Origin of the sequence: Kribbella sp. (genome assembly GCF_035655035.1) — a bacterium.
In the GTDB taxonomy this organism is placed as follows: domain Bacteria; phylum Actinomycetota; class Actinomycetes; order Propionibacteriales; family Kribbellaceae; genus Kribbella.
Map to the genome: position 1 here is coordinate 25219 of NZ_DASRVN010000170.1, position 19809 is coordinate 45027.

19 protein-coding genes are annotated in these 19809 nt (G+C 68.8%); 8 read left to right on the forward strand and 11 right to left on the reverse strand.

Translation table 11 applies throughout. The annotated features are described in order from the left end of the window. Positions 1–11: 11 nt before the first annotated feature. The 9 genes from groL to VFF46_RS10035 all read right to left on the reverse strand — a co-directional run bounded on the left by groL (position 12) and on the right by VFF46_RS10035 (position 9146). On the reverse strand, positions 12–1703 hold the full coding sequence (gene groL / locus VFF46_RS09995) for a chaperonin GroEL (protein ID WP_325036778.1): 1692 nt from the start codon (positions 1701–1703) through the stop codon (positions 12–14). A 74-nt stretch (positions 1704–1777) separates the two neighbouring features. Beyond that, positions 1778–2803 (reverse strand): NAD(P)-dependent alcohol dehydrogenase, encoded by a 1026-nt coding sequence (locus VFF46_RS10000; protein ID WP_325036779.1) that lies wholly within the window; start codon positions 2801–2803, stop codon positions 1778–1780. Beyond that, positions 2800–3504: an iron-sulfur cluster assembly protein gene (locus VFF46_RS10005; RefSeq protein WP_325036780.1), complete on the reverse strand. Its 705-nt coding sequence runs from the start codon at positions 3502–3504 to the stop codon at positions 2800–2802. The genes VFF46_RS10000 and VFF46_RS10005 overlap by 4 nt, the downstream gene beginning before the upstream one ends. Next, the gene (locus VFF46_RS10010; protein ID WP_325036781.1) at positions 3504–4547 is read right to left on the reverse strand and encodes an amidohydrolase family protein; all 1044 of its coding nucleotides are present in this window, start codon (positions 4545–4547) and stop codon (positions 3504–3506) included. The genes VFF46_RS10005 and VFF46_RS10010 overlap by 1 nt, the downstream gene beginning before the upstream one ends. Before the next feature lie 15 nt (positions 4548–4562). Continuing rightward, positions 4563–4937, reverse strand: a complete 375-nt coding sequence (gene mimD, locus VFF46_RS10015) for a propane 2-monooxygenase effector subunit MimD (RefSeq protein ID WP_325036782.1) — start codon at positions 4935–4937, stop codon at positions 4563–4565. Next, positions 4934–6121: a hypothetical protein gene (locus tag VFF46_RS10020; protein ID WP_325036783.1), complete on the reverse strand. Its 1188-nt coding sequence runs from the start codon at positions 6119–6121 to the stop codon at positions 4934–4936. Before VFF46_RS10020 ends, mimD begins: the two co-directional genes overlap by 4 nt. Next, the gene (locus tag VFF46_RS10025; RefSeq protein ID WP_325036784.1) at positions 6118–7155 is read right to left on the reverse strand and encodes a 2Fe-2S iron-sulfur cluster binding domain-containing protein; all 1038 of its coding nucleotides are present in this window, start codon (positions 7153–7155) and stop codon (positions 6118–6120) included. Before VFF46_RS10025 ends, VFF46_RS10020 begins: the two co-directional genes overlap by 4 nt. A gap of 21 nt (positions 7156–7176) precedes the next feature. Continuing rightward, on the reverse strand, positions 7177–8829 hold the full coding sequence (locus VFF46_RS10030) for a hypothetical protein (protein WP_325036785.1): 1653 nt from the start codon (positions 8827–8829) through the stop codon (positions 7177–7179). Between the two features lie 86 nt (positions 8830–8915). Then, positions 8916–9146, reverse strand: coding sequence for a hypothetical protein (locus VFF46_RS10035; RefSeq protein ID WP_325036786.1), 231 nt, complete (start codon positions 9144–9146; stop codon positions 8916–8918). A gap of 102 nt (positions 9147–9248) precedes the next feature. Between VFF46_RS10035 and VFF46_RS10040 the strand changes: the two genes are divergently transcribed. Both VFF46_RS10040 and VFF46_RS10045 read left to right on the forward strand, forming a co-directional pair. Further along, positions 9249–11036 carry a sigma-54-dependent Fis family transcriptional regulator gene (locus tag VFF46_RS10040; protein ID WP_325036787.1) on the forward strand — a complete coding sequence of 596 codons (1788 nt, stop codon included), beginning with the start codon at positions 9249–9251 and terminating at the stop codon, positions 11034–11036. Between the two features lie 93 nt (positions 11037–11129). Continuing rightward, a complete protein-coding gene (locus tag VFF46_RS10045; protein WP_325036788.1) occupies positions 11130–12344 on the forward strand; it encodes an MFS transporter in 1215 nt (404 codons plus the stop codon). On the opposite strand, the gene VFF46_RS10050 is transcribed toward VFF46_RS10045, so the two are convergent. After that, a complete protein-coding gene (locus tag VFF46_RS10050; protein WP_325036789.1) occupies positions 12283–13737 on the reverse strand; it encodes an MFS transporter in 1455 nt (484 codons plus the stop codon). The two genes, VFF46_RS10045 and VFF46_RS10050, sit on opposite strands and share 62 nt — an antisense overlap. A gap of 53 nt (positions 13738–13790) precedes the next feature. On the opposite strand from VFF46_RS10050, the gene VFF46_RS10055 reads away from it, so the two are divergent. Both VFF46_RS10055 and VFF46_RS10060 read left to right on the forward strand, forming a co-directional pair. Then, entirely contained in the window at positions 13791–14477 is a 687-nt protein-coding gene (locus VFF46_RS10055) for a helix-turn-helix domain-containing protein (RefSeq protein WP_325036790.1), read from the forward strand. 9 nt (positions 14478–14486) lie between these two features. Continuing rightward, positions 14487–15491 carry a hydroxyacid dehydrogenase gene (locus VFF46_RS10060; RefSeq protein ID WP_325036791.1) on the forward strand — a complete coding sequence of 335 codons (1005 nt, stop codon included), beginning with the start codon at positions 14487–14489 and terminating at the stop codon, positions 15489–15491. On the opposite strand, the gene aroQ is transcribed toward VFF46_RS10060, so the two are convergent. Then, the gene (aroQ, locus tag VFF46_RS10065; protein WP_325036792.1) at positions 15492–16094 is read right to left on the reverse strand and encodes a gamma subclass chorismate mutase AroQ; all 603 of its coding nucleotides are present in this window, start codon (positions 16092–16094) and stop codon (positions 15492–15494) included. A gap of 100 nt (positions 16095–16194) precedes the next feature. On the opposite strand from aroQ, the gene VFF46_RS10070 reads away from it, so the two are divergent. From VFF46_RS10070 to VFF46_RS10085, 4 genes are all read left to right on the forward strand, one after another. Then, complete coding sequence (locus VFF46_RS10070; RefSeq protein ID WP_325036793.1) at positions 16195–16635, forward strand: PaaI family thioesterase; 441 nt, start codon at positions 16195–16197, stop codon at positions 16633–16635. A 94-nt stretch (positions 16636–16729) separates the two neighbouring features. After that, positions 16730–17368, forward strand: a complete 639-nt coding sequence (locus VFF46_RS10075) for a DUF3558 family protein (protein WP_325036794.1) — start codon at positions 16730–16732, stop codon at positions 17366–17368. A 130-nt stretch (positions 17369–17498) separates the two neighbouring features. Beyond that, positions 17499–18857, forward strand: coding sequence for a DHA2 family efflux MFS transporter permease subunit (locus VFF46_RS10080; RefSeq protein WP_325036795.1), 1359 nt, complete (start codon positions 17499–17501; stop codon positions 18855–18857). Next, positions 18854–19804 (forward strand): sigma-70 family RNA polymerase sigma factor, encoded by a 951-nt coding sequence (locus tag VFF46_RS10085; RefSeq protein ID WP_325036796.1) that lies wholly within the window; start codon positions 18854–18856, stop codon positions 19802–19804. The genes VFF46_RS10080 and VFF46_RS10085 overlap by 4 nt, the downstream gene beginning before the upstream one ends. Positions 19805–19809 lie beyond the last annotated feature (5 nt).

Below are 19809 nucleotides of genomic sequence, written 5' to 3' on the forward strand. Positions count from 1 at the left end.
ACCCGGCGGTTTCAGCCGACGGAGGGGCCGAGGCCGAGGGATTGGGGGGTGCTGGAGTCGGGGGACGGTTGGTGGAGGCCTTCGTCGAGGGCACCGTACTCGGTCATCAGGGACGGGCTGCCGCCCCACGGGGTTTGTTCCTCGGCGATCAGGGTGTTGGTGGTGAGGAGGAGGCCGGCCACCGAGGCGCCGTTCTGGAGGGCGGAGCGGGCGACGCGGAGCGGGTCGATGATGCCCATGGCAAGCATGTTGCCGTAGCGGCCTTCGAGGGCGTCGAAGCCGTCGTCGACGTCCATCGCGGCGGTACGTTCGAGGACCTCGGCGCCGGAGTAGCCGGCGTTCGCGGCGATCAGGTACGCCGGTTCCCGCAACGCGCGGCGGACGATGCCGACCCCGATCCGGTAGTCGCCCTGCACGTCGAGGTCGTCCAGCGCCGGCGATGCGTGCAGCAGCGCCATCCCGCCGCCCGCGACGATCCCCTCGGCCATCGCGGCCCGTGTTGCCGACAACGCATCCTCGACACGATGCTGCAGCTCCTTCAGTTCGACCGGTGTCGGTGCGCCGACCCGGATGATCGCGACCTTGCCGGACAGCGCGCCGATCCGCTCGGTCAGTACGTCCTCGTCGACGCCGAACGTCGCCCGCTCCAGCTCGGCCCGCAGCTGCGTGACCCGGAATTCGACGTCCTGCTCGTGCCCCGGGCCGGCCACGATCGCGGTACGGTCCGCGGTGACCCGTACCTGGTCCGCCCGGCCGAGCTGGTCGATCGTCATCGTCTCGAGGCTGAATCCGGAGTGCCGGCTGTACACGGCGCCGCCGGTGATCGCGGCGATGTCCTCCAGCTTGTGCAGCCGCCGGTCGCCGAACCCGGGCGCCTTCACCGCGACACACTGGAACAGCCCGTTCACGTGGTTGTGCACCAGCATGCTGAGCGCCGTACCTTCGAGGCTCTCCGCGATGATCACCAGCGGCCGCGGCTCGCGCATGATCTTGTCGAGCAGTGGCATCACCTGCTGCACCTTGGTGATCTTCTCGCTGCAGAGCAGGATGTACGGGTTGTCGAGGACGGCCTGCAGGCTGCCCGGGTCGGTGACCATGTACGGCGACAGGTAGCCGTTGTCGAACTCGAACCCCTCGACGAAGTCCACGCTCATCCCGTGGGCCGCCGACTCCTCGACGGTCACGATGCCGCCGTCCCCGACCCGGTGCAGGGCGCGGGCGATGACCGCGCCGACCATGTCGTCGTCGTTCGCCGAGATCGCCGCGACCCGCGCGTAGTCGTGCTCGGTCTGCACCGGGTGCGCGACCTCGCGGAGCCGCTCCACCAGACGGGCGACCGCCAGGTCGATGCCGCGTTTCACCAGTACGGGGTTGCCGCCGGAGCTGATCGCGATCATCCCCTCGCGGATGATGGCCTGCGCGATCACGGTCGCGGTGGTGGTGCCGTCGCCGACGATGTCGTTGGTCTTGATCGCGGCTTCCTTGACCAGCTGCGCGCCCATGTTCTCGAACTGGTTCTTGAGGTGCACCTCGCGGGCGATCGTGACGCCGTCGTTGGTGACCACCGGGGAGCCGGTGATCTTCTCCAGGATCACGTTGCGCCCTTTCGGGCCGAGAGTCGACTTCACCGCGTCCGCCAACTGATCGACACCAGACAGCAACAACTCGCGAGCACTCTCTCCAAACCGCAGTTCCTTGGCCATGAAACCCTCCGATCATGAGCTAGGTGGATAGAAAGGGAAGGGAAAGAAAGGAGGGGTGGGGACGGAAATGATCGTCAGGGAACGAGGATCGCGCGGCCGCGGATGCGGCCGGCGTCGAGGTCGGCGACCGCGTCGACGGCCGCTTCGAGCGGGTACGTACGCGTGTGCAGCGTCACCTTCCCGGCCTCCGCGAGCGCCATCAGCTCGGCCAGTTCGTTGAAGGTGCCCACGATGTTGCCGACGATGTTCCGCTCGGTCGAGATGATGTCCAGCGTCGGGATCTGTAGCCGGCCGCCGTACCCGATCACGAAGTACGACCCGGCCCGGCCGGTCATCGCGAAGCCGTCCTGCTCCGCGCCCTGCTCGGCGACGAAGTCCAGGACGACGTGCGCACCCGCGCCGTCCGTCAGCTCCAGGACCTTCTCGACCTGGTTGCCGTCAGCAACGACCGTCTGGTCCGCGCCGAGCTGCTCGGCCAGCTTCAAAGCGTCCGGGTTCCGATCCACGACGATGATCCGGGCCGCCGTCAACGCAGCCAGGCACTGTACGCCGATGTGCCCGAGGCCGCCCGCCCCGATCACCACGGCCGTCGTACCGGGCGGCAGCAACGGCAGCGCCTTCCGCACCGCGTGGTACGCCGTGATGCCGGCATCCGCGAGCGCGGCGACGTCCTGCGGCCGGGTGCTCGGATCGAGCTTCACGCACGCGCGCGCCGAGGTCAGCAGGTACTCCGCCATCCCGCCGTCGCTGTCGAGCCCCGGGAACGTGCTGTTCGAGCAGTGCATGTCGTCCCCTGCACGACACGCACGGCACAGTCCGCAGGTCGGCGTCGGGTGCAGGATGACGGTGTCGCCGACCTGCACGTTGGTGACCGCGGAACCGATCTCGTGCACCCAGCCCGCGTTCTCGTGCCCGATGGTGTACGGCAGCGCCGGGTGCATCGCGGCGTCCCACTGCCCTTCGATGATGTGCAGGTCGGTACGGCACACCCCGGCGCCGCCGATCTTGACGACGACGTCGAGCGGGCCTTTGACGACCGGTTCCGGTACGTCGTCGATCACCGGTTGCCGGTGGTACCCGTGCAGTCGTACGGCCTTCATCCCAGCTCCTCCTCACCCGCACCGGCCTCGGCGTACCGGTGTCTCAGCATTCCCCTGCAGATCCCGGTGTTGGCCTCGATCCCGGTCCTGGTCAGCCGGGCCAGCCCGAGGTGTCGCGCCGCGTCGGCAGGGCTGATCGCCGCACCGGTACCCACATCGACCAGCAACGGTGCGTCCGGGCCGGTCGGCAACCCGAGCTCGGCCCGGCGGCGGAGCAACCGGTCCAGGTCAACGGACGGTGACACGTCGCCGATCGTGCACTCCACCGGATCGATGCCTGCAGCAACCAACGGACGGCAGACCACGTCCGTCCCGGCGAGGACAGCTTTTCGCACGAAGGTACGGCGTAATTCGTCCAGCTCGCCCGCCGCCTCCCCCGCGAACGAACCGGCGAAACCGGCCCGCGCTGCTACCCCGGCGTTGATTTGCGTTGCCGCGAAGTGGTCTTCGAGGGCTACGTCCGCTGTGCGCACCCAGGGCAGTGCCGTGACTGCGTCGTAGGCGTCGGCGACCATCAGGAAGGCGAAGTTCGGCGCGCAGAAGTACGTCGGCAACCGCAGCCGGACGACCACGTCGCCGGCCGCCGACACGACGCAGGTGGACACGAAGCCGAGCGTCGTGATCGGCTCGTCCAGCTCCGGGTCCCGGACGGCGCCCAGCGCGTCCAGGACCCGGTCCCGCTCGGTCGCTACCGCCGTCATCAGGAAGTGACCAACTTCGAGTCGTCCTGGGCGGCCGGCGTCGCCTCCTTCAGCTGCAGTTCGTCCGGCACCTTCAGGTCGTACAGCTTGGCGGCGTTCAGCCCGAGGATCTTCTTCTTGCCCTCGACCCCCAGCCGCGGGTAGTCGGCGAACTCCGGGTCGTCGGGGAACTCCCAGTCCACGAACCCCTCGACCTGCCACTTGGGTTCCCAGATGCCGTAGTCGCTGCCGAACGTCATCTTGTCCTCGCCGACCCAGAACAGCAGCTCGCCCATCACCTTCGCGAAGAACCGCGGCCGGGCGTGCATCAGGCCGCCGATGACCACCGACAGACCGGCGTACACGTTGGGTTCCTGGGTGGCCATGAAGCAGAAGTCCTCGATCCGCGGCAACCCGACGTGCTCGACGATGAAGTTGAGCTCCGGGAAGTCGGTCGCGGCGTGGTCGACATCGGCGACGTCGAACGCGTCCTTGTCCAGCGGCCAGATCGTCGGGCCCTTGTGGACGTGGATGTTCTTGATCCCGAGCTCCTGCGCTTTGGCCAGATAGGTGTACGCCGCCGGGTCGGTGAGCTTGTAACCACGCGAACCCGCGTTCCACTCGGCGGTGTACAGCTTGACGCCGCGAGAGCCGTACCGGTCCACGTTGCGGGCCAGCTCGTCCAGCCCGGCGTCACCGTCGCGCGGGTCGAAGCGGGTGTTCAGCACGAACATCCCCGGGTGCTTCTCGCCGAGCGCGGCGTTCTGCTCGGTGGTGTTGAAGCCCTCGGTGTACCACTCCTTCAGGTACGTCGGCTGGAAGATCGCGATGTCCACGTAGCCGTCCTCGAAGACGTCCTTCATCAGGTCGTCCTCGGTGTAACTCATGAACTTCTCGATCGGCCAGTGCGTCTCCGGCGGCCCGAGGCCCTGGTAGGCGTGGAAGCACTCGATCCAGCCCTTCGCGTACTGCTCGGCGCCCTTCACCCAGTTGTCCGGGCCGGCCCTCCACATGTGCATGTGGCTGTCGACCACGAAGTACTTCGTACCGTTCTTCTCGTACACGAAACGACCCCCTTGTCAGCTGGATGCGGTCAGGTCGAAGCCGATGTAGTCGGCCGCGTCCTCGGGGTTGGCGAACAGGATCGTCCGGTCGTCGAGGTGCACCATCCGCCCGTAGTGGGTGGACATGTTCTCCTCGAACTCGGCCTGGTCGAAGTACCCGGGCTCCTCGCCGAGCGCCTCGGACACGTCGTCGTACACGACGTCCATCCGGCCGGTCGCGTCGACCCGGATCATCGACGGCAGCGGCGTCACGGTGACGTTGTCGTAGGCCTTCATCACGTCCGCGACGATCGCGCCGACCTGGTTGTTCATCAGCGTGAACCCGCACCTGTTGGACGCCGTACTGTCGGACTTGAACGGGCTCTCGACGACTGTCTTCAGCGTGGTCACTGTGCCAACTCCTTCGGTTCGGTCAGGCCCAGCGCGGTGACGATCCCGCTGAACCGGCTCTTCACGCGGTCGAGCCCGTCCTCGAACCGCGGCGGTTTCGCGTCTGGCTGCGACCACAGCGGCTGCAGCGTGCGGGCCGCGGCGAGTGCCTTGGCGGTCCAGTTGCTCGCCCAGCCGTCGAGGATCGCCTTGTTGTGATCGGCGAACTCGCGGTCGTTGGTCAGCAGTTCGAACATCGCGGTGGTGTATCGCAGGTCGCGTTCGGCGAAGTCGTACTCCGCCGCGCCGATCACCGTCGGCGTGACGAAGTCGCCGTTGCGCGGGGCGGCCTGCTGGACCAGCTGGCTGCGGAACAGTTCGCCGACCAGCGGCTCGAACACGACGTTCGCGGCGAAGATCGCCTCGCACCAGTCGTCGATCGCGGTCAGCTGCTCGGCCAGGTCCCGGACGCCCTGCCAGGCCGGGTCGTGGTTCCAGGTCTCCAGGTGCGCGCTGCCGTCGAAGCCCTCGATCTCCTCGGACAGCGTGAGGTTGTAGAGCGCGAGGTCCTGCGCGGCGCGGATCCGGTGCATGCTGTTCACCGAGATCGCGTTGTTGTGCATGTTCGTCGGCGCGCGCCGGTTGGCGTTCGCGTACAGGTACAGGCCGAGGCCGTGGTCGACGTGCATCCAGGCGCCGATGTGCTGCTCGACGAACCGCACCCAGTTCGGGTTCCACTGCTCGAAGGCCTTGGACGCCTTGGCGGCCTCGACGTTCTGGGTGACCTGGCGGACGACGCTGGAGTTGTACCGGTACAGCGTCATCTCCCATTCCTCGTTCGGGTCCCGGAACTCGTGCCAGCCGGTGGCCGGCCAGTCCTTCACGTTCAGCCCGCCGGTGCCCGGGCCGCGCTGCGGTTCGGGCTTGTCCGAGCCCCAGGCCTTCAGCGCGGTCCAGTCCAGTGGGTAGCCGCCGCGCCCGTCGGCGAACCCGTACAGCCAGCCCTGCGTGAGGTAGTGCCGCGTGTCCGGCTGGACGTCGACCGTGACGTCCTCGTAGTGGCTCTGCTTACGCTTCTGCGGCTTGTAGTAGTTGTAGTGCCGCAGCGTCGAGTCCGGGAACTCGCGGGCGCCGGCTTCGGCGTCGGTGAAGACCGGCTTCGGCACACTGCGTTCTGTCTTAGGTGAGTCCTGTGTGGTGGTCATCTTGCCTCCAGCACCTTCGAGTCACCGGCGTCGCCGGTCGTCGTGAACTTGTCGTAGTAGATGTGCTTGGTCGCCACGCCGAGCCGCTCGAGCAGCGGGATCGCCGCCTCGACCATCGGCGGCGGACCGCACACGTAGGCATCGGCTCCGGTCAGGTCCGGCTCCAGCCGCTTGACCACGTCGGTAATCAGGCCGTTCTCGCCGTCCCAGTCCTCGTGCGACAGCGCCGGTACGTACCGGAACCGCGGCAGGGTCTGTTCGAGGGACCGCAACTCGTCCTCGAAACACAGGTCCCGGGGAGTCCGCGCGCCGTAGTAGAACGTGGTCGGCCGGTCGATCCCGCGCTCGGCCATCGACCGGAGCAGCGCCAGGATCGGGGCCAGCCCGGCGCCGCCGCCGAGGAAGACCAACCGGGCGTCCAGGTTGTCCCGGAGGGTGAACACCCCGAACGGCCCGGTCAGCTCCAGCCGGTCGCCGACCCGCAGGCGCCGGTCTAGGAACTCGGAGAACACGCCGCCCGGGTACACCTTGATCACGAACTCCAGCTGCGCGCTCTCCCGGCTGGACGTGTTCGCCATCGAGAACGACCGTGTCCGATCGGTCCCCGGTACGGCGATGTCGACGTACTGCCCGGGGAAGAACTTCAGCTCCCCGGGCTCGGTCAGCCGCACGACCAGGTGCCGCAGGTCGTGGGTCACCGGGGTGATCGCCACGACCTCGGCGGTCCGTTCCTGGATCGGCAGCCCGGAGCGGATCATGTCCGCGTCGTAGTTGAGCAGCTCGATCGTGAGGTCCTCGAAGGCGTGCGCGCGGCAGAGCAGCGTGTAGCCCTCGTCCAGTTCGTACTCCGGGAGCGCGAAGGTCGAGTACCGGTCCAGGTCGATGTCCTCACCGTCGAGGACGAACGACTTGCAGGACGCGCACTGTCCCTCCTTGCAGCCGTGCATCAGCATCACGCCCTGCTCGGCCGCGGCCCGCAGGATCGTCTGGTCCTCGTCGACCTCGATCTCGATGCCGACCGGTTCGAACCTCACGACGTGCTTCATTACGCCCCGTCAGCCTTGAGCCGGGGCGGGACGGCCGGCCGGACCACCCTTCACGTAGCGGGCGGCGAACGCCGTACGTTCGTCGTCGCTCATCTCGTTCAGCAGTACGTTCGGGCTCGCCAGCGGCGGGCACTTGCGCAGGTGGTCGAGCGTCCACATCTTGCCCGGATCCAGGTCGAGGTGCGGCTGCGCGACCATGGTCTTGCCGTCGTCGCGGACGAAGCCCATGTCGGACACCACGTCGGCCCAGTTCCAGCCGTGGTACAGCGTCTCCCACTCGCGGTGGCCGATCAGCTTGCCCATGTTCGGCGTGTTCCGCCCCTGGTACGTCGGCCGGAAGGCGGTCTCGTCGGTCCACTTGCACATCTCGTGGCAGTACGTGCGCCACTGGCCGTCGACCTTCGCCATCACCATGTCCTCACGGACCAGGCACGGCACCATGCACGTCCAGCAGCGGTGCGGGTACTCGTAGTCGACGTCCTCGAAGACGATCGGCTTGTGCCCGTTCGGCCTCGACAGCCGGTTGTAGTTCTCCCACCACTTGCCGTACTTGTCGTACCAGCCCGGGTACTTGTACTCGAACCACTCGAAGTCCTTGTCGGTCATCGGGTCGATCCGCCAGTAGTTGGCGAGCCACCCGGTGGCGAAGAACTGCGCGACCTCGTGCACGTAGCCCTTGTTCCAGATCTGGTTCCAGGACTCCTCGATCAGGTCGTGCGGGATCTCGAGTCCGTACTTCTCCAGCGGCACCAGGTAGCTGCGGTAGTAGTCGTCGTAGATCCAGCGCCGCCACATCTCGGCGTACGACTCGCGGTCCTTGCGGCGGTCCTTGGTGCCGTACTCGATGAACGTGCCGATCGCCGCGTCGACGACGCGGTGGTTGTTCCACCAGGCGTACCGCAGGTCGCGGGCGAGCAGCTGGTGGTTGTCCTCGTCGGCGAGTGCCATCAGCAGCGTGGCGTACCCGTTGCTGATGTGCCGGGACTCGTCCGACTGCACCGAGTGGAACACCGTCGGCAGCAGGTAGTCGCCGTTCGCGGCGGCCTCGGCCGGCATCGCGACGAACAACGTGTTGGTGAACGCGGTCTCGGCCACGATCGTCAGGTAGATGCTGGCCGCGGTGATCGCGTCACCGGTGATGAACCCCTCGGCGAACTGCCGGCCGATGGTGCCGCAGTAGTCGCTCTGGAAGTTCCGCAGGCTTGAGTTGAAGCCCGCCGGGTCGATGTAGTTGTTCATGTAGAGGCGTTTGAGGTTCTGCTGGATCGTCGAGTGCCTGACCTCGTCGATCATCTGGATGGCCTGCCCGTTGTGCAGTTCGGGGTTCGGCACGGTCCGGAACAGCAGCGGCATCGCCCGCGCCGCGGAGATCTCCGGCAGCGGGATGATGCTCAGGAACAGCTTCTGCCATTCCAGCCAGCGTTCCTGGACCTGGCGGAACATGTTGCCGCGGATCGCGCCGTCCGAGGCGCCGTACACCCGGTGGTCCTTCTCCTCCTGCATCGGGAAGTACGACCGCAGCACCTGCTTCAGCGGGTCCTTCTTCTGGGCCTTCCGGAACGTGTAGTCGGTGCCGTACTGGGAGACCGGCTCGTGGTACGCCGGTTCCCAGGACAACTCCTGGATCTTCTGGTGGGCCTTCGCCACACTCTGGCGACTCATGGCACTCCTCCCGCTCATGTGACCGGCTGTCACCTGCAGTACAGCCCCGGCGGGAGTGTGACGGAGGTCTCAAATTGAGAAGCGGCTCACGATTCCCCGAAGAAGGCCTCGCGGAGCTCCGCCAGCTTGGCCTCCTTCTGCCCGGCGAGCCGCTGGTCGCCCTGCGGATCGGGCCGGATGCCGAGGCAGCGCAGGAGTTCCGCGGCCGGCTCGCCGGGATGCCCGGTCGCCCCGAGGACCGGGTGCAGGCCGGCGTCGGCGAGGTGTTCGAAGACCAGGTGTACGACGGTCCACGGGTTGTACGACTCCTCGTCCATCCACTCATCACAACCCCGCGGCCATCGGGCGGTTGTCTCATTCTGAGACAGCGCTTGCGGCCCACTGCACTAGGCTCGAAAGGAAGCGTCAGGGAGGCCCCCGTGGACGAGCTCACACCTACGGCGGACGACAACCTCCGGACCGCCGCGGCCCGGTTGCACTTCCTCACGCTCGATCCGGTCGAGGTTCGCGACGTACGGCCGCCGATTCTCGCCTCCTGGGTCCGGTCGCAGCACTGGAACCTGCCGCCGGACCGGATCCAGCTGCCGTACGTCGCCGACCCGGACCTGGAGATCCCGCTCGCCCGGAGCGCCGCCCCGGTGCTGCGGAAACTGCACGAGAACCTCGACGGGCAGCCGATCAGCGTGATCCTCACCGACCGGTCCGGGCTGGTCCTCGAACGGCTGACCGCGGATGCCGGACTGGCCCGGCACCTCGACAAGGTCTACCTGGCGCCGGGTTTCAGCTATGCGGAGCAGTTCGCCGGTACGAACGGCATCGGCACCGCGCTCGAGGGCGGCGGGCCGATGCACGTGTTCGGCCACGAGCACTACGCCGAGGACCTGGAGGACCTCGCGTGTGCCGGCGTACCGATCAAGCATCCGCTGAACGGCAAGACGGTCGGGGCCATCGACCTGACCTGCTGGCGCAAGGACGCCGGGTCGCTGCTGATGGCGCTCGCCAAGACGACCGCGGAGAACATCCGCGCGGCGCTGCTCAAGGACAGCTCCACCCGCGAGCTGACGCTGCTGGAGACGTACCTGCAGCGTTCACGGCGGCTCGGTGACCTGGTGATCGCGGTCGACGAGGACCTGCTGCTGATGAACGCCAAGGCCCGGCAGTCGCTGGACACCGACGACCAGCGCGCGGTCCTCGGGTACGCGTCGGAGATCCTCGCGGGCGGCGCCACCGAGGCGATCCTGACCGAGCTGCCGAGCGGTTCCTGGGTCCGGATCATCTGCCGCCCGGTCGGCAGCAAGCCCGGGGCCGGGATCATCCAGATCAGTCCGCAGTCGACGGGCTTGGACCTGGGCTCGCCGGCGTCCGGACACCGCCCGCCGCCGCGTCCGGTGCTGCCCGGGCTGGTCGGCCGGAGCGCGCCGTGGCTCGGCAGCAGCCGCGAGGCCGACAACGCGTGCCGCGCCGGTCAGTGGGTCGTGCTGACCGGCGAGCGCGGTGTCGGCAAGGTCGCGGTGGCCCGCGCCGCGCACCGGCAGAACAAGGCCGGCCTCTGCCACGTCGTCGACGCGGCCCGGCCGGTGGACACGTTCACCGCCGAGCTCGATGCGGAACTGTCCGACGACTCGGTCCAGACCCTCGTCGTACGGCACGTCGAGTCGCTCGACCCGGCCGGCGTAGCAGCGCTCGTCGACGCGCTGTACGGCGTTCTCGAACGCCGGCCGTCCGAGCCGCCCTGGGTCGTCCTGACGCTGTGCTGCGACGACGCGGGACACCTCGGCGAGCTCCTCACCCTGTTCCCGCTGACCGTCGAGGTGCCACCGCTGCGGCACCACATCGAGGACATCCGCGAACTGGTCCCGTACTTCCTGGATCAGCTCAGCCACGGCGAGCTCATCTGCGGGCCGGACACCATGCAGCAGCTACTGCGATCGGCATGGCCCGGCAACACGGCCGAGCTGTGCCAGGTGCTCCAGCAGGTCGTCGTACGGCGGCGCCGGGCGGGCGTGCTCGTGCCCGCGGACCTGCCGGGCCGTACTCAAGCGGTCAGCCGGCGCAGCCTCAGCCAGCTGGAGGCGCTCGAGCGCGACGCGATCATCCGCAGCCTGCTCGCCAACGACGGGCACAAGGGCCGGGCCGCGAAGTCGCTCGGCATGTCCCGCGCCACCATCTACCGGAAGATCCACGACTATGGAATACAGCCTCCGTAATTGTGATCGGAGCTGCACCTGAATTCGCAGTTCCTGACAGATTTGATCAACTTCCTCTTGCCGTGAGCGTCTCGCTCGGGGTGAGATTGGCAGATGACGGATACCCGACCCGCGGGGACCGCGCAGCAGCCGGGCTTCTCCTACCGCCCGTTCATCTGGCTTGCGGTCGCGACGTTCTCGATGGGCATCGACGGCTACGTGCTGGCCGGGCTGCTGCCACAGATCGCCGGCGACCTGTCGGTCACCCCGGCCGCCGCGGGCCAGTTGATGTCGGTGTTCGCCTTCACGGCCGCGCTCGCCGGCCCGGTCCTCGGCACGCTGACGTCGCGGTGGGAACGCCGTACGACGATCGTCCTGTCGCTCGGCGTGTTCGTACTCGGCAACGTGGTGGTCGCGGTCGCGACGAACTATCCGGTCGCGCTCAGCGGGCGGGTGCTCGCCGCGCTCGGCGGCAGCCTGCTGAACGCGGCCGTCACCGGGTACGTGATCGCGCTGACCCCGGCCGAGCACCACGGCAAGGCGTTGTCGTTCGTGCTCGGCGGGTGGATGACCGCGACCGCGCTCGGCGTACCGGTCGGACTGGTGATCGGGCAGTCGAGCTGGCGGTTCCCGATGGTCATGGTCGCGGTCGTCGGGACGATCGCGCTGGTCGGCATCCTGTGGCGGTTGCCCCAGCTGCACCTGCCCGGCGGGACACTCGTCGAACGGCTCCGCCCGCTCGGGCAGCCGCGGCTGGTGGCCGGTCTGCTCGTCACCAGCGGCATCCTGTGCAGCAGCTACGCGTGCTTCACGTACGCGACGCTGATCCTCGAGCCGCACTTCCACGTCAAGTGGGCGATGATCGCGATCATGTTCGGGTACGGCGTGTCGAGCATGGCGGGTAACGCGGTGACGGGACGGCTGGTCGACAAGTTCACCGCGCTCAAGGTGCTCACCGTCGTACTGATCGGACTGTTCCTGAACGCCGTGCTCGGCATGGTCGCGCTGATGTTCGCGCCGGCCACCGTGGCGGCGGTCTGGGGCCTCGTGTGGTTCTTCTCGGCCGGCGTCGGCAACGGCGGCGGCGCCGTACCGCAGCAGGCCCGGCTGGCGTCGATGGCGCCGGACTCGGCGGCGATCGTGATGGCCTTGAACGGCAGCGCGATCTCCCTCGGCGGAGCCATCGGCAGCGGCCTGGGCGGCATCGCCCTCACCGCCGGCGCCGCCCCGAACGCCCTGCTCGGCGTCTCCGCCGTCGTCCTCGCCCTCACGGTGGGCCTCCACCTCCTCGTCGCCCGCGCGACCCGCCTGCGGGACCACCTCCGCTGAGGCGTGGCGGCGTACGGCGAAGTACGGCGAGCACGATCACCACACCGCACACGAGCAGTACGGCGCACAACCGCAGGCCGACGGCGTAGCCGTCGTTGAGGGCATCGACCGTACGGAGACCGCCGGTGCGGTCGTGCGCCACGGTCCCGAGGGCGGCCAGGCCCAGCGAGGCGCCGATCTGACGCGAGCTGTTCAGCAGGCCGGACGCGGTACCGGCCTCCGCGGGCGCGACGCCTCCGGTCGCCGTCGAGACGAGCGGCGCGAGGCAGAGCCCGAACCCGGTACCGGCGAGGATCGACGGGCCGAGGACGTTCACGAGGAACGAACCGTCCGGGCTGACCAGGCCGAACCACCCGAACCCGGCGGCTGTCAGCAGAGCGCCGCCGACCAGCAGGTCCCGGGTCGCGAACCGGTACCCGAGCTTGATCGCGACGAACGACCCGGCCACGACCGCCAGCGCGAACGGCAGGAACATCAGCCCACTCGCCGCCGGTCCGTGCCGCAGGACGTCCTGCAGATAGAGCGACAGGAAGTAGAACGAGGACGCCATCGCGGCGCCGACCAGCAGGTTGAAGCTGTTGGCGCCGCTGACCGAACGGTTCGCCAGCAGACCGAGCCGCAGCAACGGCTCGCGCCGCGTCGTGTTCTCGACGTACACGAACGCGGCCAGCAGGGCCACGGCGACGGCGAGGGTCAGCAGTGTGGTCGCCGAGGTCCACGGATGCTGGTCGGTCCGCATGACACCGAACACCAGCGTTGTCATCCCCGCGGTCGCCAGCAGGCCACCCAGCACGTCGGGACGGCTATCGGGACGTGGCGGCCGGAGGTCGTGGATCCGGGCGACCATCAGAACCACGATCACGACCATCGGGACGTTCACGAACATCACTCCCCGCCAGCTGACGTACTGCGTGAGCAGGCCGCCGATCAGTACCCCGAAGGCACCACCCGCGGCGTTCGTCGCGCTCCAGATCCCGAAGGCACGCACGCGTTCGCGGCCGTCCGGAAAGGTCGCGGTCAGCAGCGCGAGCGCGGACGGCGCAAGTGCCGCGGCCCCGATGCCCTGGACGGCTCGGGCGGCGATCAGCTGACCGGGCTGCTGCGCGAACCCGCCGGCCAGCGACGCGATGCCGAACAGGGTCAGACCGAGCAGCAGCATCCGGCGGCGGCCGTACCGGTCGGAGGCCTTGCCGCCGAGCAGCAGCAGTCCGCCGAACGTGAGGGCGTACGCGTGGATCACCCACGCGAGGCCGACCGCGCCGAACCCGAGGCCGGCCGCGATCCGCGGGAGTCCGACGTTCACGATCGAGAAGTCCAGCGACACCATGAACTGCACCACGGCAACCGCTGCCAGGATGAGCCCGGGCCGCACCCGGGTAGACTTTAGGAACATGTTCCGAAAGTACACACGACCGACCGCAACTGTCCAGGAGGATGATGGGAGCCGTGCCCCGATCCACTACCCCGAAGTCCGCGGCGGCCGGCGGGCGGACCGGCCGGCCGCCGGTCACGTCCCGCGCGCGGATCCTGGCCGCGGCCCGGCAGCTGATCGACCGGGACGGCTGGGACAAGCTCACCGTGCGCCGGCTGGCCGTCGAGCTCGGCATCGGATCGACGACGCTGTACCACCACCTCCGCGACAAGGAGGACCTCCTGCTGCTGATGCTGAACGAATACGTCGGCCAGGTTCCGCGGCCCGAACTGCCCACTGACCCGGCCGAACGGATCGTCACGGTCGCGGTCGCCGTCCGGGACCTGCTGGCCGCGTGGCCGTGGGCTGCCGAGGTACTGACCGTCGACGGCTTCATGGGCCGCTTCGACGACGACGCCCGGTGGTTCGTCGAGGAGATCCTGGCGGCGGCCGTCGCCGGCGGCTGCAGCCACGACCAGTCCGTCCAGGTCTTCCGGCACATCTGGTACTACACCGTCGGCGAGGTGCTGGTCCGGTCGCGCTCGGTCGGTGTCCGCGGGCCTGACGGACAGCCTGTCGACCCCGCCTTCCGCCGGAGCCTGGACGAGTCCCGGCTGGCGCATGTCGCCGCGGTCGCGGACACCTGGTCGGTGCTCGCGGTCGAGGACACGTACGCCGCCGGAGTCCGGGCGTTCGCGCACGGCATGCTCGTCCGGGCCTAGGATTCGGTCATGGCCGGAAAACTGCGGATCGTGCTGGCGGCGACGCCGTCGTACCTGAAGATGGTGTTCGCGCCGGAGAGTATGGCGCGGCTGGAGACGCTCGGGGAGGTCGTCGTGCTGCCGGAGCCGGGGAATGCCGACGCGTTGCAGGCTGCGTTGCCCGGGACCGACGTACTGATCACGTCGTGGGGCGCGACGCCGCTGACCGCGGAGGTCCTTGACCAGGCGGACCGGTTGCGGTTGATCGCGCACAGTGCGTCGTCGGTGAAGCACTTCGTCACCGACGAGGTGTTCCGGCGCGGGCTGCGGATCACGCAGGCCGGACAAGCGATGGCGGAGCCGGTCGCGGAGGTCTCGCTGGCGTTCACGTTGAGCCTGCTCCACCGGATCCAGCGGTTCGATCACGCGATGCACGCTGGCGGCTGGCGGGACAGCTTCGGCACAGTTCCGCCGCAGCACGGGCTGACCGCGTCCCGGATCGGGGTGGTCGGGGCGTCGCGGACCGGGGTCGAGTACATCCGGATGCTGGTCGCGCTCGGTGCCGAGGTGGTTGCCTACGACCCCTATCTGACGGACGAGCGGGCGGTCGAGCTCGGCGTACGGCGAAGTGACCTGGACGAGCTGCTCCGCAGCAGCCGGGTGGTCGCGCTGCACGCGCCGACGCTGCCCGAGACGCACCACATGATCGGCGCCCGCGAGCTTGCGCTGATGCCCGACGGCGCCGCGCTGGTGAACACGGCCCGGTCGTGGCTGGTGGACATGGACGCGTTGCTCGGCGAGCTGCGGTCCGGGCGGCTGGATGCGGCGCTGGACGTGTTCGACGAGGAACCGTTGCCGGTCGACAGCCCGTTCCGCGGGTTGCCGAACGTACTGCTCACTCCACATCAGGCCGCGGCCACCGTCGAGTGTTACTTCGAGATGGGCTCGATCACGGCCGGGGAGATCGAGCGGTACGCCGCCGGGCAGCCCCTGCAGTACGAGCTGACTGAGGCCGCCCTCGCCCGGATGGGGTGATCAGCAGGTCGCCGTCGAGGCGGTCCGCAGCGCGCGGCGGTGCAACGGGTCGAGGTGGTGGAGTGCCGCGCCGGTCGCGTCCGCGACCACCAGCGCGATGTCGCAGCGCAGGCCGCTCTGGCGCAGGTGGTCCACGCGGACCAGTTCGGCGAGCAGCTGGGTGGTGAGCGCGTCGAGCTTCTGGCGGATCACGTTCAGGTCCGGGCCGCTGGTCGGTGCCTTGTCCGGGTGCGCGGCCCAGTACGCGAGCAGCCCGCGCTGGACCACCTTGCTGGCGTCGATCTGCGCCTGGAAGAACGCCGCGGTCGCGTCCGGGTCGATGCCCAGCTGGGCGGCCGACGCCCGTACCGAGGTCAGGATCTGCTGCTCCCGCACCGGGTCGTCGACCGGTTTGCCGCTGAAGTACTTCGACGCGGCGACGTCGTCACCGACCAGGATCCGCTGGATGACGAGCTCGGTGAGCCCGTCGAGCGTCACCTGCCCGTCGTGCACTCCCCCGAGCCGCACGGACGGTACAGGCGCCGCGTTCGCGGTCGGCGTCATGAGCAACGACGTACCCGCCGTGGCCGCCGCCACGGTTGCGGTGATCAGCTTTCGAAGCACGCGCTCCACCTCTCCACGACGGTTCCGGCCGGCTGGCGACTGTACGCCTCCGGAGGTCCACTACCCAACGCCGGTTCCACTGGCCTAGTACTCTCCCGGCATGGTGGAGGCGACTGCCGAAGTACAAGCGCGAGTCCAGGCCAGTTTCGAGCGCCAGGGACTGATGGAGCACCTGGGCGCCCGCATCTCGTACATCGGCGCCGGCGAGGTGCACATCCAGCTCCCCAGCCGCCCCGAGGTCACCCAGCAGCACGGCTACTTCCACGCCGGCGCCACCAGCTCCATCGCCGACAGCGCCGGCGGCTACGCCGCGTTCACGATGTTCCCGGAGAACACCTCGGTCCTCACCGTCGAGTTCAAGATCAACCTCCTGGCCCCTGCCGAAGGCAACCACCTCGAAGCCATCGGCACCGTCCTCAAACCCGGCCGCACCCTCACCATCTGCCAGCTCGAGGTGTACGGCGTCACGCCCACCACCCGCACCCTCGTTGCCGCCGGCCAGCAAACCCTCATCCAGATCGAAGCCCGCGCGGAACGCTGAGCCGGTCGGACCTGCAGTTTCGCTACAGTGCCTCCGGACGGGGGTCAGCGGTCTCCCGGATACGGTTCGCGGGCGCTGGAAAGGGAAATTCTTCGTGCGGAAGATCAGATTCGGTCGCGTGGTCGCTGTCGTCGCAGCTGTCCTGTGGACGGGTTCGTGTGCGGTGGCGGCGCCCGAGGTGAAGCCGGTGAAACCGGTCGAACCGCCGACGTTGAGCTTGCCCGCCAAGACGCCGGGTTCATCGGCGAGTCCCAGCGAACGACCGGCTCGCCCGAACCGGGGTGCATGGACCCCGTCCCCGCGCCCACGGGCCGGAGAACTCGACCTTTCGACCCTGCGGGACTGCACCGCGCTCGACCGGATCCCGGTCGGGAAGTGGCAGGTGCAGAAGGGAAAGCCGGTCGCGGAGTGGCTCGGGAAGACCCACACCCTGGTCTGCACCTGGGCATACCGGCAGCCGCCGTACTCGCTCACCGTGATGGTGTACCCGACAGGCGTCTTCGACGCCCCGATCTTCAGCGACGCCGCACCGAAGGAAATCGAGGTCGCCGGATTCCCGGCCTGGTCCGGGGCGCGGATGCAGGTCCGGCCGACCTGCGAGGTCGTGATCGACACTCACGAGGGCCAGCACATGGTCGTCGACTACAACGTCACCGGCCCGGTCGGCGGACGCACCGTGAACTGCGCCGTCATGCCGGAGATCGCCGCTGACGTGATCACGGCCCTGCGCTGACCTCAGCCCACCGGCAGGTGGAGTCAAAACTCGTGCTCATCGCAGCGATGAGTTCGGGGGTTCGCGCCGGTCTATAGGGGTGACAGCAAATCCCCTGGAGGATCTTGTGCGTGAGCGGTGGGTATTGGGGTTGACCTCTCTCGGGTCGTTCATGGTGGCGTTGGACACGTTGGTGGTGGCCGCGGCGCTGACGACGATTCGCGGGGACCTCGGCGCTTCGGCCGAAGGCTTGGAGTGGACGGTCAACTCGTATGCGTTGAGTTTCGCGATGCTTTTGATGACGGCTGCCGCGATCGGCGACCGTCTGGGGCGGCGGCGTACCTATGCGGCCGGTCTGGCGCTGTTCACGGCGGCGTCGGTTGCCTGTGCGCTGGCGACGTCGCTGCCGTTCCTCATCGTGGCGCGGACGGTGCAGGGTGCAGGTGCGGCGTTCGTGATGCCGTTGGCGATGAGTTTGCTCGGTGCGGCGTTTCCGCCGGAGCGGCGGGGGCGCGCGATCGGGGTGTTCAGTGGGGTGACCGGGATCGCGGTCCTCGGTGGCCCGTTGATCGGCGGCGCGGTCACCGAAGGGCTGTCCTGGCAGTGGATTTTCTGGATCAACGTACCGATCGGGGCGCTCGCGATCGCGCTCGTGCTCGCGAAGATCCCGGAGAGTACCGGACCCGCCCGGCGGCTGGATCTGGTCGGCGCGGTGCTGATCAGTCTCGCCGTACTGGGACTGGTCTGGGGCACGGTACGCGGCGAGTCGGCCGGATGGGCGAGTGCCGAAGTACTGTCCGCGTTCGCGATCGGCGTCGTGATGCTGATCGGCTTCGGGCTGTGGGAACGTCGTACTGCCCATGCGATGGTGCCGCTCGCGTTCTTCCGGAATCGGACGTTCACGGCGGCGAACTCGGCCGGCTTCTTCCTGAGTGCGGCACTGTTCAGCGCGGTGTTCTTCCTCTCGCAGTACATGCAGGTCGTTCTCGGGTCGGCACCGCTCAAGGCAGGTCTGCAGCTGCTGCCGTGGACGGCGACGCTGTTCGTGATCGGGCCGATCGCCGGGCGGCTGGTCGACCGGGTCGGCGAGCGTCCGCTGGTCGTCATCGGGATGGCGTTGCAGGCGGCCGGCATGTTCTGGGTGAGCCGCGGTACCAGCCACTACTGGGAGCTGATCGTTCCGCTGATCGTCACCGGGTCCGGGATCTCGCTCGCGATGCCCGCGGCCCAGAGCGCGGCGATGGCGGCGCTGCCGCGGGAGTCGGTCGGGATCGCGTCCGGCATCTACAGCATGAACCGTCAGCTCGGCGGCGCGGCCGGGGTCGCGGTGCTCGGCTCGGTGTTCACCGCGGCCGGCGGCTACACCGGTCACGGCTTCACCCAGGCGCTCGCGGGTTGCGGCGTACTGTCGTTGCTCGCGGCACTGTCGGGTCTCGCAATCGCGGCCCACGGCCGGACCACCGCACCGGCTGCGGCAAAGGCGGCGAAGGTGGTGGAAGGAGTCCGATGAACCTCGAGGAGGAGTTCGCGGAGCATCGGGGTGAGCTGGTCGCGCACTGCTACCGGATGCTCGGCTCGCTGCATGACGCCGAGGACGCGGTGCAGGAGACGTACCTGCGCGCCTGGCGTGGTCACGCGGACTTCGAGCACCGTTCCTCGGTCCGGACCTGGCTGTACCGGATCGCCACCAACGTGTGCCTGAACCTCCTGCAGCACAGCAGCCGACGGGTGGTCCCGTCGGCGCTGGGTGCCCCGGGCAACGATCCGGAGGACCTTCACGCCCGGGCGCTGGAAGTGCCGTGGCTGGAGCCGTTCCCGGACCAGTTGCTCGGGGCCGATCCGGCCACCGTGGTCGGCGACCAGGCGAGTCTGCGGCTCGCGATGGTGGCGGCGATGCAGCACCTGCCGCCGCGGCAGCGCGCCGTACTGATCCTGCGCGAGGTGCTCACCTGGCCGGCCGCCGACGTCGCATCGTTGCTCGACACAACGACCGCCGCGGTGAACAGTTCGCTGCAGCGGGCCCGCGCCGAGCTCGCCCGGCTGCGGCCGCGCGAGGACGAGTTGAGCGAACCGCAGGAGCCGTTGCGGCGGGCGTTGCTGGACCAGTTCCAGGCCGCGATGGAGAGCAAGGACCTGGTCCTCCTCGAAGGGCTGTTCACCGAGGACGCGCGCTGGGAGATGCCGCCGATCCCGACCTGGTTCAGCGGGCGCGCCGACGTACTGCGGTTGCTCGACGCGAAGCTCCGGCCGGGCCCGGACCGGCGCCGGCTGGTCGCCACGTCGGCGAACGGGCAGCCGGCGTTCGCGATGTACATCCGCGGCACCGACGGCCAGTTCCACGCCCACTCGGTGAAGGTGCTGACCCTCACGAAGAACGCGATCTCGGCGGTGCTCGCGTTCCACCAACCTGCTGTGTTCCCGGCCTTCGGGCTGCCCTTGAGCTGTGGGAGATCATGATGTCC

Excerpts from the sequence above, each read along its gene's own strand:
- VFF46_RS10035 (WP_325036786.1), bottom strand. The coding sequence starts at position 9,146 with ATGGACGAGGAGTCGTACAACCCGTGGACCGTCGTACACCTGGTCTTC.
- VFF46_RS10005 (WP_325036780.1), bottom strand. The coding sequence starts at position 3,504 with ATGACGGCGGTAGCGACCGAGCGGGACCGGGTCCTGGACGCGCTGGGC.
- VFF46_RS10045 (WP_325036788.1), top strand. The coding sequence starts at position 11,130 with ATGACGGATACCCGACCCGCGGGGACCGCGCAGCAGCCGGGCTTCTCC.
- VFF46_RS10060 (WP_325036791.1), top strand. The coding sequence starts at position 14,487 with ATGGCCGGAAAACTGCGGATCGTGCTGGCGGCGACGCCGTCGTACCTG.
- VFF46_RS10000 (WP_325036779.1), bottom strand. The coding sequence starts at position 2,803 with ATGAAGGCCGTACGACTGCACGGGTACCACCGGCAACCGGTGATCGAC.
- VFF46_RS10085 (WP_325036796.1), top strand. The coding sequence starts at position 18,854 with ATGAACCTCGAGGAGGAGTTCGCGGAGCATCGGGGTGAGCTGGTCGCG.
- VFF46_RS10020 (WP_325036783.1), bottom strand. The coding sequence starts at position 6,121 with ATGACCACCACACAGGACTCACCTAAGACAGAACGCAGTGTGCCGAAG.
- VFF46_RS10050 (WP_325036789.1), bottom strand. The coding sequence starts at position 13,737 with ATGTTCCTAAAGTCTACCCGGGTGCGGCCCGGGCTCATCCTGGCAGCG.
- groL (WP_325036778.1), bottom strand. The coding sequence starts at position 1,703 with ATGGCCAAGGAACTGCGGTTTGGAGAGAGTGCTCGCGAGTTGTTGCTG.
- VFF46_RS10030 (WP_325036785.1), bottom strand. The coding sequence starts at position 8,829 with ATGAGTCGCCAGAGTGTGGCGAAGGCCCACCAGAAGATCCAGGAGTTG.
- VFF46_RS10070 (WP_325036793.1), top strand. The coding sequence starts at position 16,195 with ATGGTGGAGGCGACTGCCGAAGTACAAGCGCGAGTCCAGGCCAGTTTC.